This is a genomic window from Streptomyces sp. NPDC001219 (assembly GCF_053597915.1).
Genome location: NZ_JBSFJF010000006.1, coordinates 115630 through 134863 on the forward strand (window position 1 = coordinate 115630; position 19234 = coordinate 134863).

General features: G+C 72.6%; 8 protein-coding genes. 2 read left to right on the plus strand and 6 right to left on the minus strand.

Annotation, left to right across the window (positions count from 1 at the left end; genetic code table 11):
* Positions 1 to 55: 55 nt before the first annotated feature.
* Genes ACWC9R_RS05780 through ACWC9R_RS05805 form a run of 6 tightly spaced genes read right to left on the minus strand, consistent with a single transcriptional unit; the run spans position 56 to position 16357 of the window.
* On the minus strand, positions 56 to 1834 hold the full coding sequence (locus tag ACWC9R_RS05780; protein ID WP_450729128.1) for an NAD(P)/FAD-dependent oxidoreductase: 1779 nt from the start codon (positions 1832 to 1834) through the stop codon (positions 56 to 58).
* Positions 1815 to 5750 carry an amino acid adenylation domain-containing protein gene (locus ACWC9R_RS05785; protein WP_450729129.1) on the minus strand — a complete coding sequence of 1312 codons (3936 nt, stop codon included), beginning with the start codon at positions 5748 to 5750 and terminating at the stop codon, positions 1815 to 1817. Before ACWC9R_RS05785 ends, ACWC9R_RS05780 begins: the two co-directional genes overlap by 20 nt.
* Positions 5747 to 7402, minus strand: coding sequence for an MBL fold metallo-hydrolase (locus tag ACWC9R_RS05790; protein WP_450729130.1), 1656 nt, complete (start codon positions 7400 to 7402; stop codon positions 5747 to 5749). The genes ACWC9R_RS05785 and ACWC9R_RS05790 overlap by 4 nt, the downstream gene beginning before the upstream one ends.
* Positions 7399 to 8133 (minus strand): hypothetical protein, encoded by a 735-nt coding sequence (locus tag ACWC9R_RS05795; protein WP_450729131.1) that lies wholly within the window; start codon positions 8131 to 8133, stop codon positions 7399 to 7401. Before ACWC9R_RS05795 ends, ACWC9R_RS05790 begins: the two co-directional genes overlap by 4 nt.
* 50 nt (positions 8134 to 8183) lie before the next feature.
* A complete protein-coding gene (locus tag ACWC9R_RS05800; protein ID WP_450729132.1) occupies positions 8184 to 15155 on the minus strand; it encodes an amino acid adenylation domain-containing protein in 6972 nt (2323 codons plus the stop codon).
* On the minus strand, positions 15152 to 16357 hold the full coding sequence (locus ACWC9R_RS05805; RefSeq protein WP_450729133.1) for a KamA family radical SAM protein: 1206 nt from the start codon (positions 16355 to 16357) through the stop codon (positions 15152 to 15154). Before ACWC9R_RS05805 ends, ACWC9R_RS05800 begins: the two co-directional genes overlap by 4 nt.
* Before the next feature lie 364 nt (positions 16358 to 16721).
* On the opposite strand from ACWC9R_RS05805, the gene ACWC9R_RS05810 reads away from it, so the two are divergent.
* Entirely contained in the window at positions 16722 to 17969 is a 1248-nt protein-coding gene (locus tag ACWC9R_RS05810; protein ID WP_450729134.1) for a hypothetical protein, read from the plus strand.
* Positions 17966 to 19234 carry a 3-isopropylmalate dehydratase large subunit gene (locus ACWC9R_RS05815; protein WP_450729135.1) on the plus strand — a complete coding sequence of 423 codons (1269 nt, stop codon included), beginning with the start codon at positions 17966 to 17968 and terminating at the stop codon, positions 19232 to 19234. Before ACWC9R_RS05810 ends, ACWC9R_RS05815 begins: the two co-directional genes overlap by 4 nt.

The window sequence follows — 19234 nt, forward strand, 5'->3', positions numbered from 1 at the left end:
GCCGGTGTCCGCGACGGGAGCCGCGGACACCGGCGGTGATGCGGTGCTGAGGTGACTAGAGCCGCAGCTCGATCGGCAGCGCGGCCGGGCTCGTGTCGGGCTCCGCGGGCGGGGCGTCGAAGAGTGTGGTGAGGCTCGTGTAGGCCCGGTCGGGGGAGCGCGGCGGTGTGCTGGGCTTGAAGAGTCCGTCGGTCTGCCACCGCTCGGGGTCCAGGCCGATCGCCCAGGCGTTGAGCCAGGGGTGTTCGTCGAGGTGTGCCCGCCGCTCGGGCATGGTGTCCTCCACGGCGATGCGGAAGATGGCCTGCGCCACCTCTTCGAGCACCTCCATGGAGTGGCGGTGGTCGGCCACGAGTTCGGCGACCGACTTGCCCTCCACGAGGTTGCGTTCGTACGCCTCACGGAGGAACGGGATCTTGTAGTAGTCGATGAAGCGGAAGTCCCGGCCCCGGCCCGCCTTCCGTTCCCACTGCTTGAACAACCGCTTGACCTGCACGGTCAGCGCGTACAGACCGGGGGTGGCGCCGCGAACCGCGGCGGCCTTCTCCTCGTCGAGGAAGATGCCGTTGTAGATCTGCGGGGTCGCCGTGGTCCAGGAGAGCAGGGTGTCCCAGAGGAACGACAGCGCCATGATCAGTGGCTCGCCGAAGTACGAGTACGAACTGTGGATGTTGTACTCGAGCCAGTCGTTCTGGCCGAGCACGAACCGGCTCAGCTCGTCGACGCGGTCCGGGCGCAGCTCGTTCCGGGCGTCCTCGTCGATCAGCTCGATCAGTGCCGAGTTCTCGAAGGCGATCATGTTGGAGCCGGGGGAGTAGAACGGGTCGGCGAAGGCCGCGGCCTCCCCCACGCAGCCCCAGCGGTCGGCCGAGAACACCTGGGAGGAGGTGTAGCTGTAGTCGCGGACCGCGAGGAAGTCGAGGACCTCGTGGTGGACCAGCGCGGACGCGACCGCCGGCTCGTGGTGCTCCAGCCACTCGACGGCACCGGGCAGGGTGCTCATCCCGTCGATGTCGTGGAGCTCACCGGACGTCACGATGCCGACGCTGGTGTTGCCGGAGCCGAGCGGAATCAGCCAGACCCAGTACCCGGGGCCCATCAGATGGACCGTGGAGAGCCGGCGCCGGCGGCCCGGTACCCGCTCGTGCCACTCGGTGTCGTCGTCGGACACGAAGTCCTCGACGTCGAGCCGGCCCTCGACGCGGAACCACGCGGCGTTGAACTGGCCCTCGGTGGGGCGTTGCAGCCCCAGCTTGCGCTGGAGGTACCGGGCCCGGCCCATGGCGTCGACCACCCAGCGGCAGCGTGCGCTGCGCGGTGTCCCGTCCCCGTCGACGTAGTGCACCAGGTGCGAGGCGCTGCCGGGGCCCAGGTCGACCTCGCGGACCATGCTGCCGGTGGCGATCTCGACACCGGCCTCGCAGTTCATCTCGTACAGGTCGTTCTCCAGGACCCCGCGGTCGATCTGGTAGGTGCTGCGCCCCGGCAGGGCCGACAGCCCGATCTCCGGGGCGTCCGCGAACGGCTCGCCGGCCCGGCCGAAGAAGTAGCGCAGGCCCAGCTTGGGCAGGTGCTTGTCCGCCATGTAGTCGGCGAGCCCGAGGACGGAGGAGAAGTAGAACCCCGCGATGTCCACGGTCGATTCGCCGACCTTGTGGGCCGCCAGCGGCACCGGGTAGGTCTGCCCGTCGATCACCAGGACCGAGGCGTCGGGCTGCTTGCGGCGCAGATGGCGGGCGAACGTGGCGCCCGCGAGTCCGCCGCCGCAGACCACGACGTCGTACCAGGGCGTGTCATCGGGCGTCTCGGTGTGCTCAGGACCGAACAGTGTCACGGGATTCCTCCGGATTGCCGGGTACGGGGCCGTGGCCCGGGATGTCGGTGGCCGGCTGGGACAGCGCCTCCGACCAGAGGGCCATCAGCCGCTCGGCCGCGGTCTCGTCGAGCCGGTCGAGGTCGTGCTCCAGGGTGGCGACGAGCTGGGGCGCGCCGCCGGGAGTCGCCGGTTCGAGCGACACCGCGAGCACCACCGGGTGGTGGAGCTGGCCGAGGGCCACGCACTCCTCGACCAGGGCGAGCCGCTCGACGGCGTCGCGGGCGTGATGGAAGTGCACGAAGTTGAACCACCCCGCGACCGCCCGGTCGTCCGCCACCTGGCCCGCCAGCGGATATCCCGCGTAGGGCTCCATGGCGTCGAGCCCGGCCTGGACCGCCGTCGCCGAGGGGGGCTGCGCACCGGCGTCCCACCGGGAGGTGAAGGGCAGGATGTTCCAGAACAGTCCGGTGGTGCCGAGCGGGTCGGTGAGCCGCTCCGAGCGGCCGTTGGCGACGACGCCGACCGTCAGCGCCGGTGCACCGCCGTGCCGGTGGAGGGCGGAGAGGAACGCGGAGAGACAGCGGGCCTTGGGGGAGAGCCGCTCGTTCCTGGCGCTCGTGAGGAGCGCCTCGACCCGCTCCGGGGGCACGATCACCTCCGTGTAGCCCACGCGCCGGAACTCCCGGCGTTGCGGAGTGTCCAGGCCGTCCGGGAGCGTGGCGAGGGCCTTCGCCCAGAAGTCCTGCGCCTGCGGATCGTTGGCGAGCGTCCGCTCCAGGGCGACGAACTCCCGGTAGGAGTCCACCGCGGGTGCCGCGGTGTCCGGGCGGCCGCCGGCGCGGAGCGTCCCGTAGTCCGCCAGCAGTTCGTTCCGCAGCTGGACCCCGCTCCAGCCGTCCGTCAGCGCGTGGTGCGCGGACATCAGGACATCGGCCTCGGTCGCGGAGCGTACGACGATCCGGAAGCGGGTCCACGGTGCGGTGCCGTCGCTGGCGAACGGTTCGGCGAGGTCGGCCTCGACGACGGCGTTCAGCACCGCGTCGGCCTCCTCCCCCGGGCCTGCTTCGACGGTGTCGACGAGGGTGGTGTCCGGAGGGAGGACGCACTGCAGCAGACGTCCCGAGCCGGGCGCGCGGACCACGGTGGTGCGCAGCGACCGGTGCCGCTCGACCAGGCCGCGCAGCGCCCGCCGCAGCGCCTCGACGTCCAGGTCCGCGGCGCGCACCCGCCACCCCGCGACGCAGCGGTAGGTGTGCAGCGCCCGCAGGTCCGGTTCGGCGGACCACTCGACCATCCGCTCCTGAAGGTGCGTCAGCGGATAGGCGTCCTCCCACCCCGCCGGCAACTGCCGTGCCTCCTCGTCGGTGAGGCTCACCGACGCGCTCACGGCCGGCGCAGCGGGCTCGGCGGCGTCGCCGCGTTCGGTCACCATGCGCGCGAGCGCCCGGACCGTGCGGTGCTCGATGATGTCGCTGGTGCGCAGGGCGACCCCCACCTGCTCCGCGGCCTGCACGGCCTGGATCAGCCGGATCGAGTCGCCGCCGAGCTGGAAGAAGTCGTCCTCGGCGTCGATCGCGGACCTGCCGAGGACCTTCGCCCACACCTCGACCAGGCTCGATTCGAGCGGGGTCGCCGGTGTGCCGACCGGACGCTCCGCCATCCGCCGCTCGTGCAGGGCGATGAGGGCGCGGCGGTCCACCTTGCCGTGCTCGGTGGTGGGGAAGGCGTCGACGAGGTGCACGGCGCCGGGGACCATGTAGGCCGGGAGCGTGCGGGCGAGGTGGTCGGCGAGCGCGCCCGTCAGCCCCTCGTCGTGCTCCGTGCCGCGGCCGCCCGGCTCGCGGACGAAGGCCAGCAGGACCCCGTGCACGGCGTCCACGGCCACGACGGCGTCCTCCACGCGGTCGTGCCCGCGCAGCGCGGCCTCGACCTCGGTGGGGTCCACCCGGAAGCCGCGGATCTTCACCTGCTGGTCCCGGCGGCCGGCGAAGACCAGCTCCCCGTTCTCGTCCCAGCCGCCGAGGTCGCCGGAGAGGTGCAGCACACCGTCCGGACGGAACGGGTGCGGGACGAACCGTCGGGCGCTCTGCTCCGGGTCCCCGACGTACCCGGACGCCACACCGCGCCCGGAGATGGCGATCTCGCCGATGACGTGGCGGGGGAGCAGATTCCGGTCCTGGTCCAGGATGTAGACCTGCATGTTCGCGCGCGGCCGGCCGAGCGGCACACTCTGGTAGTCGCGCTGCGGGTCCACCCGGTGCAGCGTCGTGTTCACGCACGCCTCGGTCGGGCCGTAGCCGTTGTACACCGCGACGCCGCGGGCCGCCCACGCCGTCAGGTCCGCGGTGTTCGCGGGCTCCGCCGCCGAGATGAGCACCCGGAGATCCGTCAGCCGCCGCGGGTCCAGGGCGCTCAGGTAGGAGGGGGTGATGGTGGTCGCCGTGACGGCGTGCTCCGCCATCAGGTCCTCCAGGCGGCGCGGGTCGGCGAGTTCCTGCTCGTCGGGCAGGACCAGCGCCGCACCGGCGAGATGGGTCATCACGATGTCGAGCAGCGCGCCGTCGAACGAGAGCGCCATGAACGCGAGATAGCGGTCGCCGGGGCCGAGGTCCAGCTCGGTCACGTGGTCGAGCGCGACGTTCACCACGCCGGCGTGGTCGAGGACGATCGTGCGCGGGGTCCCGCCCGAGCCCGAGGTCGTGATCACCGCGGCCGCGTCACCGCCCCGCGGGGCCGGCCAGGTCGGTTCGGCCGGCGGTCCCGCTGCGGTGCCCGCGGGGAACTGGAGGTCGGGACAGCACACGGCGAGCGAGGGCAGATCGGTGAGACGGTGCAGCAGACCGGAGTGCACCGCCAGGGTCTTGGCCTTCGAGGCCTCGGCGATCTGCGCGATACGGGCGGCCGGGGCGTGCGGGTCGACCGGGACGTACGCGGTCCCGGCGATCATGCACCCCCACAGCGCCACGAGGGTGTCCTCGGCCCGCGAGACGAGGACGGCCACCGCCTCTCCGTCGGCCAGGCCCAGGTCGCCGCGCAGATGGTGGGCGAACTGCTCGGCGCGGGCCAGCAGTTCGCCATAGCTCACGGTCCGGCCGCCGGTGAGGAGGGCGGGGGCGTCGCCGGCCGCGGCGGCCACCGCCCGGAACCGTGCCGCCAGCGAGTCGTCCGGGGTGTGGGCGGGGACGTCGGTGGCGGTGAGGGTGTCGAGCTGGTGGAGGATCTCGTCGTCGTCGAGCAGATCCAGGTCGGCCACCGCGGCCCCGGGGGCGTCGAGGTGTGCCAGCACCTTCTCGACCAGCCCGACGACATGGCCGGCGAACCACGCCGGGTACCGGCCCTGCCGGTCCTCGAACTCGAAGCTGCCCTCGGCCGCGTCGATCCGGATCACCAGGTCGGTGCTGTCGTCGGTCGGCACCTCCTCGTGCAGCTGTGTCTCGGCGACCATCAGACCGGTGTCCGTCGGTCCGTCCGCCTGCGCCCACAGGTCGCGGACCGGGAAGCCCTGGACCGCGTAGCAGGTGGCGGCCTGCCGGCGCACGTGCTCCAGCAGCGACTTGAAGCTGTCCCGCCGCTCCGTGCGGAAGACCAGCGGCACCCGGTCGTCGTGCCCGTAGGGGCTCTCGACCCCGCGGAGCAGGGGCGTGGACAGCCAGACCACGTCATGCGCCGAGGTACGCCGGACGACGGCCGCGAGGGCGGAGAGCAGGACCACGAAGCCGCCCAGCGCCTGGCCGCCGCTCACGGCGGTGACCCGGCGGCGGCTCTCCGGCCCGAGCACGGCGCGGTGCCGTGTCCCCGGGGCGGACGTCTTCGTGGTGACGACGGTGTCGGCCCAGTGCAGGGCGTCCTCGGCGGACGGCATGGCCGCCAGCCAGGCGGCGCGCTGCTGTTGATGGGCCGGGCCCTGAAGGGCCTCGATACGGGAGATGCTCACGATGCCCTCCAGCGCTTCGCCCCGTAGAGCCGCTCGGAGTGGCGGCCCTGTGCCTGGCAGGTCTCGACCAGGAGGTTGGCTTCCCGGATGGCGAGGGAGTCGTCGGTGTAGGGGATGCCCAGCAGGGGATAGAGCCAGGGCTCCTCGCCCATCGCGTACACGTAGACCGCCGAGCCGCTGAACCGCTCGACGACGTCGAGGGCCTCCTGGCAGGTGGACGCGCGCCCCCGCCGGCTCTGGTCGTGGTCCCGGTCGAGCGGATGGGCGAAGTACGGGGCGTAGACCCAACTCGCCGGTGCGCCCTCGCACTCCATGCCGAGGAACAGCATGTCCACATCGCCGACCAGGTCGTGCACGCGGTCGTAGAGCGCCGGGTTGACGTTGGCGGTGTCGGCCCCGAACAGCGCCGTCCGGCCGCCGAGACGGACGTGGTAGGTGGACTTCGACCGGATCGCCAGGTCGTGGTGCTCGCCGACGAACGGGATGGCGGTGATCGCCCCGTCGGGAAGGGGCACCACGTCGAGTTCCCGCACCTCACGGACGTCGGGGAAGCCCAGGTGCTCGACGACCAGGCGCAGCGACGGGTCCATCAGCCCTCCGCCGTCGTTGCCGGGCACGATGACCGTCCCCACCTTGTGCCGGATCTGCAGCAGTGTCTCGGGCAGCACATGGTCGTGGTGGGCGTGGGTGATCAGTACGTAGTCGATCCGGTCGGGCAGGTCGGCGAAGGAGAGGCGCGGCACGTCGGACTCGTGGTCGTAGGGGAGCACGGGGTCGACGAGGATGCTGACGCCCTCGTGCTCCACCAGCACACAGGCGTGCCCGAAGTAGGTCACCCGGACCTCACCCGGGCCGGACTGCGCGTCCTCGCGCGCACCCGGCGTCCGCGGGGGCGTGGTGGTGAACAGCTCGCGGAAGCGGGGCCGGGCCGCGGCGTCCAGGCCCAGTTCGTCGGCGAGCGCTTCCGGGTCGACGGGTTCGGTGCGGGCGCGGAACAGGGTGTCGAGTGCCGCAGTGGCGAAGGGCACGTCGAGTTCCACGGCGCCTTCCCAGGCCGCGCCGTCGGCGGCGTCCGGGTCCTCCACCACGGGCAGTCGGGGCGTGGAGAACGCGAACGGACGGTCACCGTCCCGGTCCGTGCGCACCAGCCGCAGACACTGCCCCGACGGGTCGGCCAGCGCGTCGGCGTACAGCAGCCGTTCGTAGAGCCGGCAGCGTGCCCGGTTGTGGCGGTCGTACTCCAGCTCCACCAGGCCCTTCAGCGCGGCCGGGACGGACGGGTAGAGCGGTTCCAGCGCCCCGCCGGTCATGCTCTCCAGCAGCTCGTCGAGTTCGCCGAACGCCGACACGAAGTCCTGCTGGCGCTTCGCCTTGGTGCGCGTCGCGTCCAGCAGCGCCTGGACCTCGGCGACCTTGGCGCCGCCGAGGTCGAGGAACGGGCCGCTGCGCGTCGCCGGGTTCGCCGCAGCGGCGGCGTGCATCGAGGGGGAGCGGACGTAGGACTCCATCATCCGCAGATGACGCTCGATGGTGACGAAGGCGGCCGTGGCCGGCGAGACCAGGTGCACCCACGCATACCAGCGGTCGACCAGCGGCTCGACCTCGACATCGCCGCGGAGGAAGTGACCAGGGGTCTTCTGCGGCCTCGTCATGAGCGGTCTCCCTCGGCGACCAGGGTGTCCAGGGCGGCCAGCGCCGACTCGATCTCCGCCAGGTCCTCGACGACGAAGTACCGGTTCTGGAGCTGGAGGATGTCGAAGGTCTCGCGCCGCACCACCTCCGGGTCGAAGGTCTCGACCGGGCAGGCCGGGTCGAGGCACTGCTGGATCTCGTCGGCCGAGGACAGGATGGCGCCGCCCAGCGCCCGGAGCCCGTCGGGCGTCCGTATCAGACCGGCCTCCAGCGTGGTCCACATGATGCTCTGGAGGAGCGCGAGTTCGTCCGGGCGCTCGGCGCACCGGACCCCGATACGGCCGAACTCCTGGTACAGACGCGCCGTGCGCGGGTGGGCCAGGAACGGGCCGTGCCCGAACAAGTCGTGGAAGAGGTCCGGCAGTTCGGCGAAGCGGATCTCCTCCGGCTTGCGCATCTGGTTGGTCACCGGGAACCGCCGGTTCAGGAGCATGTCGAAGAAGTCGGCCCCCTTCACCAGGCCGTCCACCGCGACGAAGGTCCAGCCGGTGATGGCGCGGACGCGCTCGTTCACCCGGTCGAGATCGGGCACGTGATCGGCCGGGAGGCCGAGCAGGTCGAGCCCCTCCAGGTAGAGGGCCGGCGCGGCCAACGGCACGAGATCCCGCTGCTGGCGGTAGAGCCGCTGCCAGACCTCGTGGTCGACCGGCTCGTGGTGTGCCTGAACCGGCGGTACTTCCTGAGTGTCCACCTCTGCTCCTTTCGGCGGGGACGGCTTCACACCAGTCCCGGGATCAGCGCTCAGTAGCGCAGCTCGATGGTCAGGGGGGCCGGGGACTGCGCCGGCCGGGCGTCCACGGCCCGGTCCAGCGGGTCGTCGGCGTGATCGAGGAGCGTCTCCACGATCCGGAGGAAGGCCCGCCCGAGTCCGGCGAGCGTGTCGTCGTCGATGCGGGCGCGCGGCGCCACGATCTCGACCTCCAGGGTGTCCGCCCGCTCGGTGATGTCGAACCACAGCGCGGTGTGGGCGCCGAAGACCACCTCCGTCCGGGGGACTTCGGCGGTGTCGGCCCGGGGCTGGAGGGTCAGGCCGACGTCGGCGAGCGGTGCGTCCGCCTCCAGGCCCAGCGCCCGGCCGATGTCCCCCGGCGGGGTCCGCCGGTGGGCGAGCGCGTCGAGAACCGAGTGGCGGACGGAGCCCAGCAGGGCGCGGAACGGTTCACCGGGCCGGATGTGGTCGCGGAGGGCGACGGTGTTCAGCAACGGGCCGAGCTGCTCCTCCAGGACCCGCCCGTCCCGCAGCGACACCGGCGACATCACGACGAGGTCGGTCTGCCGGGTCATGGCGAACAGGAAGGCCTTGACGACGGCGTGCAGCCCCGCGAACAGCGTCGTGCGGCCGTCCGCGCAGAGGGCCCGCAGGGCACGGGTACGGCGGGCGTCCACGGTCACCCAGTGGCGGCGCCCGAGGAAGTCCCGGGGCCCGGAGGGGCGGCCGATGCCCAGCGGCGTGAGATCGGGCCGGATGCGGTCGACCCCGGACAACCGCCCGGTCCACCAGGCGAGTTCGGCGCGCCCCTCGGGGCCCCTGAGGTAGGCGAGGTGGTCGGCTGCGACGTCGCGGAACTGACGCGCCGGACGCCGCGGGGCGCCCCGGCCCGCCTGCCGCGCCTGCCGGTCCCGCTGCCACCACTGGGCGAGGACGTCGAAGGACATGCCGTCCCACACGATGTGGTGGGCGGTGACCACGGCGAGCGTCGACGCGTCGGGCCGCCGGACCAGATGGAGCCGGAACAGCGGGCCCTCGGCGAGGTCCAGCGGCCGGGCCGCCTCCTCGTCGAGGAGCGTGCGCAGGTCCTCGGCCGTGGGGGAGCGGGACAGGTCGGTCAGCCGGAGCGCGTCCTGCGGGCCGTGCGGCCGGACCCGCTGCCGCGGGCGGCCGTCGGCCAGGGGGAAGTCGGTGCGCAGGATCTCGAAGGACTCGACGAGCCGGGCGAACGTGGCCCGGTCGGCCGCCGGGTCCCACGCGGTCCCGAGGTCCACGACCTCGGGCAGCGCCGCGGGTGTCTCCGGGCTCCGGAACTGGTCGAGCAGCCAGAACTCCGACTGCGCGGGCGACAACGGGGAGTCGTCGCCGTCCGGGGCGGCCGGCAGCGGGTCCGGACCGGTGGCGGGCTGCTCGTCCGCCGGAGTGCGGCGGGCGTCGATCAGCTCCGCCTGGCGGCCGAGCGTGGCGTACGTCAGCACGTCCTCCAGGCCGAGGACGACGCCCAGTTCCTCCTCCACCCTGGTCACCAGCGCCACCGCCAGCAGGGAATGGCCCCCGACGGTGAAGAAGTTGTCGTCCGGGCCGGGGCCGGGGTGGCCGAGCAGCTCGCTCCACAGGGCCGCCAGCGAGGCCAGCGTGCCGGGCGCACCGCCCGTGGCACCGTGGTCCGTCTCCGCCGGTTCCGCCGATTCCGTGGGGTCCTGGGCAGGGTTCTCCGGAGCGGCGGAGTACCGGGCGCGGAGCGCGTCCAGGTCCGCCTTCCCGTTGTCCGTGGTCGGCCAGTCGTCGACGGTGACGAACGAGGCGGGGACCATGGGCGCGGGCAGCAGCTCGCGCAGCCGCCGGCGCAGGGCGGGGATCTGCTCCCGGTCGCGGTCGTCGACGTAGGCCACCACCGACGGGGCGTCAGCCGGGCCCGTCCGGACATCGGTCACGGCGTCGCCGGCCAGGAGCCCGGTGCTCAGGATCGCGGAGCGGACCTCCTCCAGCTCTACCCGGTAGCCGCGGATCTTGACCTGGCGGTCCCGCCGTCCGACGAACACCAGGTCACCGGAGGGGAGGCGCCGGGCGAGGTCTCCGGAGCGGTACCACCTCCGGGGCGGGGCACCGTCGGGTCCGCCGCCCGCACCGTCCCCGGGCGCGTGCACCCCGAAGGCGCGGGCCGTCTCCTCGGGGCGGCCGAGGTAACCACGGGCCACCGCGGGCCCGCTGATGACGATCTCCCCGACGCCGCCGTCAGGGACCGGCTGCCCGTCCGGGTCCAGCAGTTCCACGCTCATCGTCCCCATCGGGCGGCCGATGTTCTGCACGTCGGACGGCGCCCCGGAGTCCTCTGCGGGGTCGAGCCGCTTGAACGTCGTGAAGACGGTGGTCTCGGTGATGCCGTAGCCGTTGACCACGTCCACGCCGGGCACATGGCCGGCGAGGCGCCGGACGGCACCGGGATGGATCGGCTCTCCCCCGAGCACCACGTAGCGCAGCGAGGCCGGCGCCAGTTCCGGACGTCGGTCGAGTGCGTCCACCGCGCGCTCGAAGGTGCTGGGGACCTGGGACAGCACGGTCACCCCCTCCCGCACGAGGACCGGCAGCAGCTGCCGCGGGTCCCGGCGGGTGGCCTCGGTGATGATCACGACCCGGGCGCCGCGGGAGAGCGGCAGATGGAGTTCCCAGACGGAGAAGTCGAAGGCGAACGAGTGCGTCGACGTCCAGACGTCGTCGTCCCGGAACTCGAACGGCCAGCCGCCGGCCCACAGGAGCGCGAGGGCGTTCCGGTGCTCCACCACGACACCCTTGGGCGTGCCGGTGCTGCCGGAGGTGTAGATGACGTACGCGGGGTCGTCCGCGCCGGCGGCCGGGGACAGGTCGGCCAACTCCGGTTCGCCGTCGGACGGTTCGGGTTCGTCGTCGAGGGCCAGCACGGGGAGCCACGCCACCCCCTCCGGGAGGCCGCGCTCGTGACCGTCGACGACCAGCAGGACCGGCCGGGCGTCCTCCAGGACCGCGCGGCCGCGCGCCTCGGGCTGGGTGGGGTCGATCCCGAGGAAGGCACCGCCCGCCTTGAGGACCGCGAGCTGGACGACGGGCACGCGCTCGGAGCGCTCCACCGCGTAGCTGACGAGCTGCCCCGGCACCACGCCGAAGTCGTCGCGCAGCCGGTGGGCGAGCCGGTTCGCCCTGCGGTTGAGTTCCCCGTAGGTGAGCACCCGGTCCTCGCACACCACGGCGGGGCGCTCGGGCGTGCGGCGGGCGTGCCGCTCCACCGCCGTGTGCAGCAGGTCCGGGACCGCCGGGGCCTCCAGTGCCGACCGGGCCACGGCCGCGGCGGTCGCACCGGCGGAGTCCGGGAGCGCGGTGAGCACGCGCGACAGCCCGGAGAGCCAGCGTTCGACGGTCGTGCTCGCGAAGAGGTGGGAGTCGTACTCGATCTCACCGCGCAGCCCGTCTTCGTCCTCGACGAACGTGACGATCATGTCGAGCTTGCCGACGCCGCGGTCGACGTCGACCCGGCGGGCGCGGGGCTCCCCCCACACGGACTCGGTACGGGCCCCGGGCGCGTTCTGCAGGACCAGCATCACGTCGAACAGGGCCGAGCGCCGGGGGTCACGCGCCAGACCCAGGTCCCGGACCACGAGGTCGAGGGGGTACTCCTCGTGGGCGAACGCGTCCAGGGCGGTGGACCGGACGCGGGCCAGCAGATCCTCGGGCGAGGCCTCCGGGTCGACGGCCACGCGGAGCGCCACGCTGTTGACGAAGGAGCCGAGGACGTCTTCGAGGTCGACGTGCGGGCGGCCGGCCACCGGGGTACCGACCACCAGGTCGCGCTGACCGGTCAGCTGGTGCAGCCAGGCGGAGGTCGCGGTGAGCAGAGCCATGAACAGCGTGGCGCGGTGCCGCCCGGCCCACGACCGCAGGGCGCCGGTGGCCTCGGGGCTCAGAGCGAAGCGCCGGACATCCGCCCCGGGGACCTTCGCGGAGCCGCGTGGGGCGTCCAGCGGGAGACCGAGGGCCGGCAGCGGCCCGGCCAGCCGGCCGGTCCAGAAGCGGCGCATCCGGTCGCCGGCCGGTCCGGCGAGCCGTGCGCGTTCCCAGGCGGCGTAGTCGCGGTACTGGAGGCGGGCGGGCGGCAGTTCCGCCGGGCCGTTACCGGCGGCCAACTCCCGGCACCGTGCGGCAAGTTCGGTGAGCAACAGCGTCAACGACCAGGTGTCGCTGATCAGATGGTGGATCACGAGGTACAGCACGGTTCCCCGGTCGGGTGTCCGCTCCGGAGCGGCCGGGGTGATCAGGCCGAGCCGCAGCAGGGGCCCGGCCTCGGTGTCGAACGGCCGCTCGCTCACCGCGCGCAGATGGCGCGCCGGGTCGGCCGCCGCACCCGTCTCCACGGGCACCCGGCCCGGCTGCGGGGGCAGGATGCGCTGGATGAGTTCGCCGTCCTCCAGCGCGAAGGTGGTGCGAAGGATTTCGTGACGGGCGGTCAGTTCGTCCAGTGCGGTGCGCAGGACGGCGGGCTCGGGGACCTCGGCCAGCTCGATGCCGACCGCGATGTTGTACGCCGAGGACGTGGCGTCGGAGCGGCTGGTGATCCAGTGGCGGAGCTGGCTGTGGGACGCCGGGACCCTCTCGGCCGACGGCGTGGGTTCGAGGCGGGCGACCCGGCACGAGGAGTGGTCGCAGTCCCGGATGACCGCGGCCTGGGCCCGGATCGTGGGGTGCGCGAAGACCGTGAGCACGTCCAGCCGGCCGCACAGCCCCGCCGCCGCACGGGTGGCCACCCGCGCGGCGTCCAGCGAGGTGGCTCCCCGGGCGATCAGATCGTCCTCGGGTCCCACCGCCGCCCCGTTCAGTACGTCCCGCCACAGGGCGGTGAGGGTGTCCTCGACGGAGGCGGACGGGGCGACCGGCAGGTGGTCCGTCGCCGGGCCGTCCGGAAGCGCCGTGTACGCCGCCGCCAGGGACTTGACGTCGACCTTGTCGTGCACGGTCCGGGGGAAGGCGGCCAGCACCCGGACCGCCTGGGGGACCATGGTGGACGGCAGGAACGCGCCCAGGTGCGCGCGGACTTCGTCCGGATCGGGCGGGGCGGCCGCGGCCTCGTGGGTCACCCAGGCCACCAGCCGTTCACCGCCCGCCTCCGCCGACGGGCCCCCGCCCACGGTGCGGACCAGGGCCTCGTCCACGGCGGGATGGCGGCGCAGCACGGCCTCGATCTCCGCGGGGGCGATCCGCTGCCCGCGGACCGACAGCTCGTCGTCGAGCCGCCCCAGGAACTCCAGGTTCCCGTCCGCGCGCCACCGGGCCCGGTCCCCGGTGCGGTAGAGCAGCTCCGGGCCCGCCACCGCGCGCCGTACGAAGCGTTCGCCGGTCAGACCGGGGTCGTTGAGATAGCCGGCGGCCAGGCAGCGGCCTGACACGAAGAGCTCACCCGGCACTCCGAGCGGAGTGAACCGTCCGTGGCGGTCGAGCACGGCGACACCCGTCCCCGGCATCGGACGGCCGACCGGCACGGGCTCGCCGACCGGTCCGGCCGAGCAGTCGAACGAGGTGACGTCGACACAGACCTCGGTCGCACCCCACCCGTTGAGCAGATGGGCGCCCCCGTGGCGGCCGACGGCCTTCTCGAACAGCTCCACCAGCCAGGGGTGCAGGGTCTCGGCACCGGCCAGCACCCACCGCAACGAGGTGACCGAGGAGGAGAGGCCCAGCGCGACCACATGCTCCAGCAGGCTGCGCAGCGGGGAGGGCACCAGGTCCACGACGGTGACCCGCTCACGCTCGATGGCCTCCAGCACCCGCGCCGGGTCACGCTCGTGACCGGTGGGCAGGAACCAGACCCGTCCCCCGACCGGCAGCAGACGGAACATCTCGCAGACGGCGGGGTCGAACGACAGCGCCGTCCGCCCCAGCGACACATCCTCCGGCCCGAGGCCGAGCCGGTCGATGAGCCACCGCTGACGGTTGACGAAGGACCGGTGGCGTACGAGGACGCCCTTCGGCTCGCCCTGGGAGCCGGAGGTGAACATGAGGTACGCGAGGTCGTCGCCGTGCAGCCGCGGGCGGTCTTCCTGCGGTTCGGCCGGTCCCAGGTCTTCGAGGACGACGGTGGGGTGGTCGGCCGTGAGCGCGGTGCGCCCGGCCCGGGTGGTGACGGCCAGCCGCGCCCCGGCCGCCGCCAGGAGCTGTTCCCGGCGGGCCTCCGGCAGGGTGGGGTCGAGCAGGAAGAACGCGCCGCCCGCGGTGAGCACACCGAGCGCCGCGGTGAGCACCGCGCAGGACCGCTCGGCGACGACGGCCACGACCTCCCCGCGCCCGACCCCGTGGGCCAGGAGGGCGGCGGCCACCCGGTCGGCGCGTTCCACGAGTTCCTCGTAGGTGAGGCGTTCCGCGGCGCAGGCCGCCGCGATCCGCTCCGGGTGGCGGCCGGCCGCCGCCCGGACCAGCTCATGGATCGTCGTCTCCGCCGGCACCGGGGACGGCTCGCCGGTGAGCCACTGCCGCTGGAGATCGGCCTCGGCGGGCGAGAGCACGGGGAGTTCGGCCAGCTCCTGGCCCGGGCGGGCGGTACCGGCGGCGAGCACACGGGCCACCGCCTCGTGCGGGCCGGCCGCGTACGGGTGCTCCAGGGTGAGCGTGGGCTCGGCGCCGTCGCGCACGGTGAGTTCGCAGCGCGCCACGGGCCCGGCGACCGCGCCGGATTCGGGGGCGTCGGCATCGGCGACCCGGACCGTCCAGCGACCCGCGACACGGGGCTGCGGCAGCCGGCCGGCGAGCGCGGCGCGCACCTGCGCGAAGGTGGCCGAGGGGGAGCAGTCCACGACGACGCCGTGCTCCGCCACGGCTCCGGACGCCGCGTCCGCCGGCTCGGCCGTGACGTCCACGACGAGCTGGTACCGGTCCTCGTACCGCGCGAGCACGATCACGGCGGCCGCGAGCATGTCGTCGGCGGAGGGACGGGCACCGTCACCGTCTCGGGCCGGGAGGGCGGGCCCGGAGTGCACCGGGCTCATACCTCGAAACCCTCCGCCTCGCCGTCCGGCGCCGAGGTGCCGGACAGCCGCTCGGACACGGTGGGCACCTCGGTGTGCGCACGGGTCGGCTTCGGCCCCCGCAGCGGCGGAGTCGTGCCCGACCGGTACCCCGACGGCCCGTGGTACTCGGAGACCTCGCCCGCCCAGTTGCGCAGGACGGCCCGCTCCGGTGACAGGCTGAGCAGGTAGTTCGGTCCGACCGGGATCTTCCCGCCGCCACCGGGGCTGTCGACCACATAGGTCGGGACCGCGAAGCCGCTGATGTGCCCCCGCAGACCCTCGATGATCTCGATGCCCTTGGTGACGCTCGTCCGGAAGTGCCCAGCGCCCCGCACCGAGTCGCACTGGTACAGGTAGTAGGGGCGTACCCGCATGCGGACGAGTTCGGTGCACAGCCGGCGCTGCACCTCGACGCTGTCGTTGATCCCCGCGAGCAGGACCGTCTGCGCGCCGAGGGGCACGCCGGCCCGGGAGAGACGCGAGCAGGCCCGCGCGAGTTCGGGGGTGAGTTCGTACGGGTGGTTGACGTGGATGTTCAGCCACACCGGGTGATTCGCCGCGAGGAGTTCACAGAACTCGTCGTCCACGACGAAGGGGTTGAAGACCGGGGCCCTGGTGCCCACCCGGATGATTTCGACGTGCGGAATCTTACGGAGTTCGGTGATGATTTCGGCGAGCCGGTTCCGCGCCATCGACAGCGGATCTCCGCCGGTGATGAGGACATCCCGCACCTGTGGCGAATCCCGGATATAGCGCAGTTGCTCCGCCCAGTCCGAGTGACTGTAGTTCTGCTTTCCGTCACCTACGAACCGGCTCCGTGTGCAGTACCGGCAGTAGGAGGTGCAGGAACTTGTGACGAGCATGACCAGACGGTCGGGGTATTTGTGAATGATGCCGCGCACCGGCTCGTGCTCGACCTCCGAGTTGGCATCGGGCAGCCGGCCGTCGAAGGCCTCCATTTCCCGTGAGCTGGGCACGACCTGGCGGCGCAGCGGGCAGTGCGGGTCGTCCCCGTCGATGAGGCTGAGGAAGTACGGGGTGATGTCCACACGGAACAGATCGTCCCCGCCGAGCGCCGCCTCCTCGTCCTCGGTCAGCTTGATGACCTCGCGCAACTGCGAGGGGCGCCGCAGCCGGTGGGTCATCTGCCATCGCGGATCGCTCCACTCGGCCTGGGGCACGTCCGCCCATCGCGGGTGACGAGCACTCTCTCCACTTTCTACGCCGATTGACACCTGAAACCTCCGGCTGCATCCAAGCGAGATTGCTGGAAAAGGAGACCGACGGATGATCGTCGCTGTCCTGAGTTCCACCAGAACACAGTCATGACGGTGATTCAAGAGTGGCCGAATTAGCCTTCAGATGGCCCGTCAGGCGCCTTTAAGGGAGCGTTTGGACAGCGTTTAGGGTGGGCTTTAGATGCCCCTTGGAACTCTGGTGTGCGGCTGCGCTGATCTGGTAGACCGTTCCTGCCCGTTGTTTTTCTCTTCGGCCGGACCGGTGCGCGGCCCGGCTGTCTGGCCGGTCTCGATCAGAGGTGGAGTGATGTCTGGGAGTACCGAGGAATTGTTCACCTGGAATCCGCGCTCAGGCGGCCTTGACCATGTCGGGATCGAAGATGACAGCCTGCGGGACGGATTACAGGGTGCTTTTGTGCACCACCCGCCCGTCGACGTGAAGAAAACGCTTGTCGAGTCCTCCGCGGCGATCGGGGTCGAGGCGGCCATGCTCGGATTTCCTTCGAGTTCGCCGGACGCCCGTGCGGAGGCCGCCGAGCTCGTCGAGCACCTCGACCGCCGCGGCATCCCGATGGTTCCGCGCTTCCTGGCGCTGGCCGACCCGGCGAGCATCGCCGCGGTCACCGCCGTCAACCGCGGCACCGACCGGGACGTGTGGGCCGACTTCTTCGTCGGGTGCAGCCCGCTGCGGCGGCGCATCGAGGGCTGGACCCTGGAGAGCGTGCTCGACCGCATCGCGGACGCCGGGTCGGCGGCCCGTGAGGAGGGCACCAGGTTCGGCGTCAGCCTGGAGGACGCCACACGCACCCCGCCCGGGGAACTCGAGCAGATGGTGCACACGGCGGTCGGTGTCGGGGCGGAGGTACTCACCGTCTGCGACACCGTCGGGGAGTCGACACCCGAGGGCGCCGCACACATCGTGCGGACGGTGCGGGCGGCCGCACAGCAGGCGGCGGACGCGCTGCCGCCCGCCGACCGCACCGCGGTGAAGATCTGGTGGCACGGCCACGACGACCGGGGGCTCGCGGTGGCGAACGCCCTCGCCGCCGCCGAGGCCGGGGCCGACACCCTCAGCGGCGCCTTCCTCGGCCTGGGGGAGCGGGCGGGGAACACCGCGCTCGAATCCGTCCTGATGTACCTCTACCAGGCAGGACATCAGGGCTACCGGATGGACCGGGTGTTCGCGCACTGCCGCCGGCTCGCCGAGGCGACCGGCACCCCGGTACGGCCCAACGCCCCCCTCATCGGCGACCAGGCCTTCGCCACCTGCACCGGGACCCATGTCGCGGCCCTGGTGAAGGCCCGGCGCTGGGGACGGGAGGCCGAGGACCTGGTGTTCTCCAGCGTGCCCGCCGCGGCGCTCGGACGCAGCCAGTCGATCATGGTCGGGCCGACGAGCGGCCGCGCCGCCGCCCGCGAGGCGCTCGCCTCGGTCGGGGCGCTGATCGACGACCGGAACGTCGACGCGGTACTGGCCCGCGCACGTTCGCGCGACCGCTGGCTGGAACCGTCGGAAATCCGTGAACTGCTCGACGTCGGAGGTACGCCGGCATGACCCCGCAGACCATGACCGCCAAGATCCTCGCGCGGGCCGCGGGCCGGGACCATGTGGTCGCCGGGGAGATCGTCGAGGTCGGCATCGACATGGCCTTCACCCACGACCCGGTGTGCGAGGGCCTCCGCCGCGAGTTCCGCGCCGCGTTCGGCCCGGACGCGACCGTGTGGGACCCCGGCCGGATCGCCCTCTTCGAGGACCACCTCGTGCCGGCCAAGGACGCCGAATCACGCCGGCTCGCCGCGGGCATGACGCAGTTCGCCACCGAGCAGGGCATCACCCACCACTACCCCTATGGCGAGAACTACGGCATCTGCCACGTGATGATGTGCGAGGAGGGACTCGTCCAGCCCGGGACCGTGGTGCTCGGCACCGACTCGCACTCGGTGACCTACGGCGCGTTCAACGCCTTCGGCACCGGCGTCGGCATGATCGACATGGTGAACGCCTTCTACACCGGCGATCTGTGGTTCCGGGTCCCGGAGACCATCGAGGTCCGCATCGAGGGCGAACTCCCGCCGGGCGTACTGGCGAAGGACGTGATCCTCACCCTGGTCGGCGACCTCGGCATGGGCGGTGCCTCGGGCCGCACGATCGAGTTCACCGGCTCCACGATCGACACGATGTCGGTCGAGGAGCGTATGACGCTGTGCAACATGGTCGTGGAGGCCGGCGCGGTCAACGGGATCATGTCGCTGTCGCCCGCCGCCGCCGACTACCTGGCCGCCCGGCCGCGCACCGTCGCGTACGAGCCGGTGACCAGCGACCCCGGTGCCCCGGTCGCCCGGCGCCTGGAGTACCGCGCCGAGAAGCTGCGCCCCGCCGTCGCCTACCCGCACCGGCCGGACAACGTGCACTCGATCGACGAGGCGATGGCCGACCGCATCGCGGTGGACCAGGTCTACATCGGGTCCTGCACCGGAGCGAAGTACGACGACATCGAGATAGCCGCCGCCGAACTCGCCGGCGGGCACGTGGCACCCGGAGTACGGCTCATGATCGTGCCGGCCACCATGGGGATCTACCGCCGGCTGGCCCTGTCCGGCACCATGGCCACGCTCCTCGCCGCCGGTGCCGTCGTCGAGTCGCCCGGATGCAAGGCGTGCTACGGCGCGCACGGCGGGGTCGTCGGGGACGGCGAGGTCTGCCTGTCCACCACCAACCGCAACTTCCGCGGGCGGATGGGCAACCCCAAGTCGTCCGTCTACCTGGCCTCCCCGATCGTGGCCGCGCGCAGTGCGCTCGCCGGCCGGATCACGGAGTAG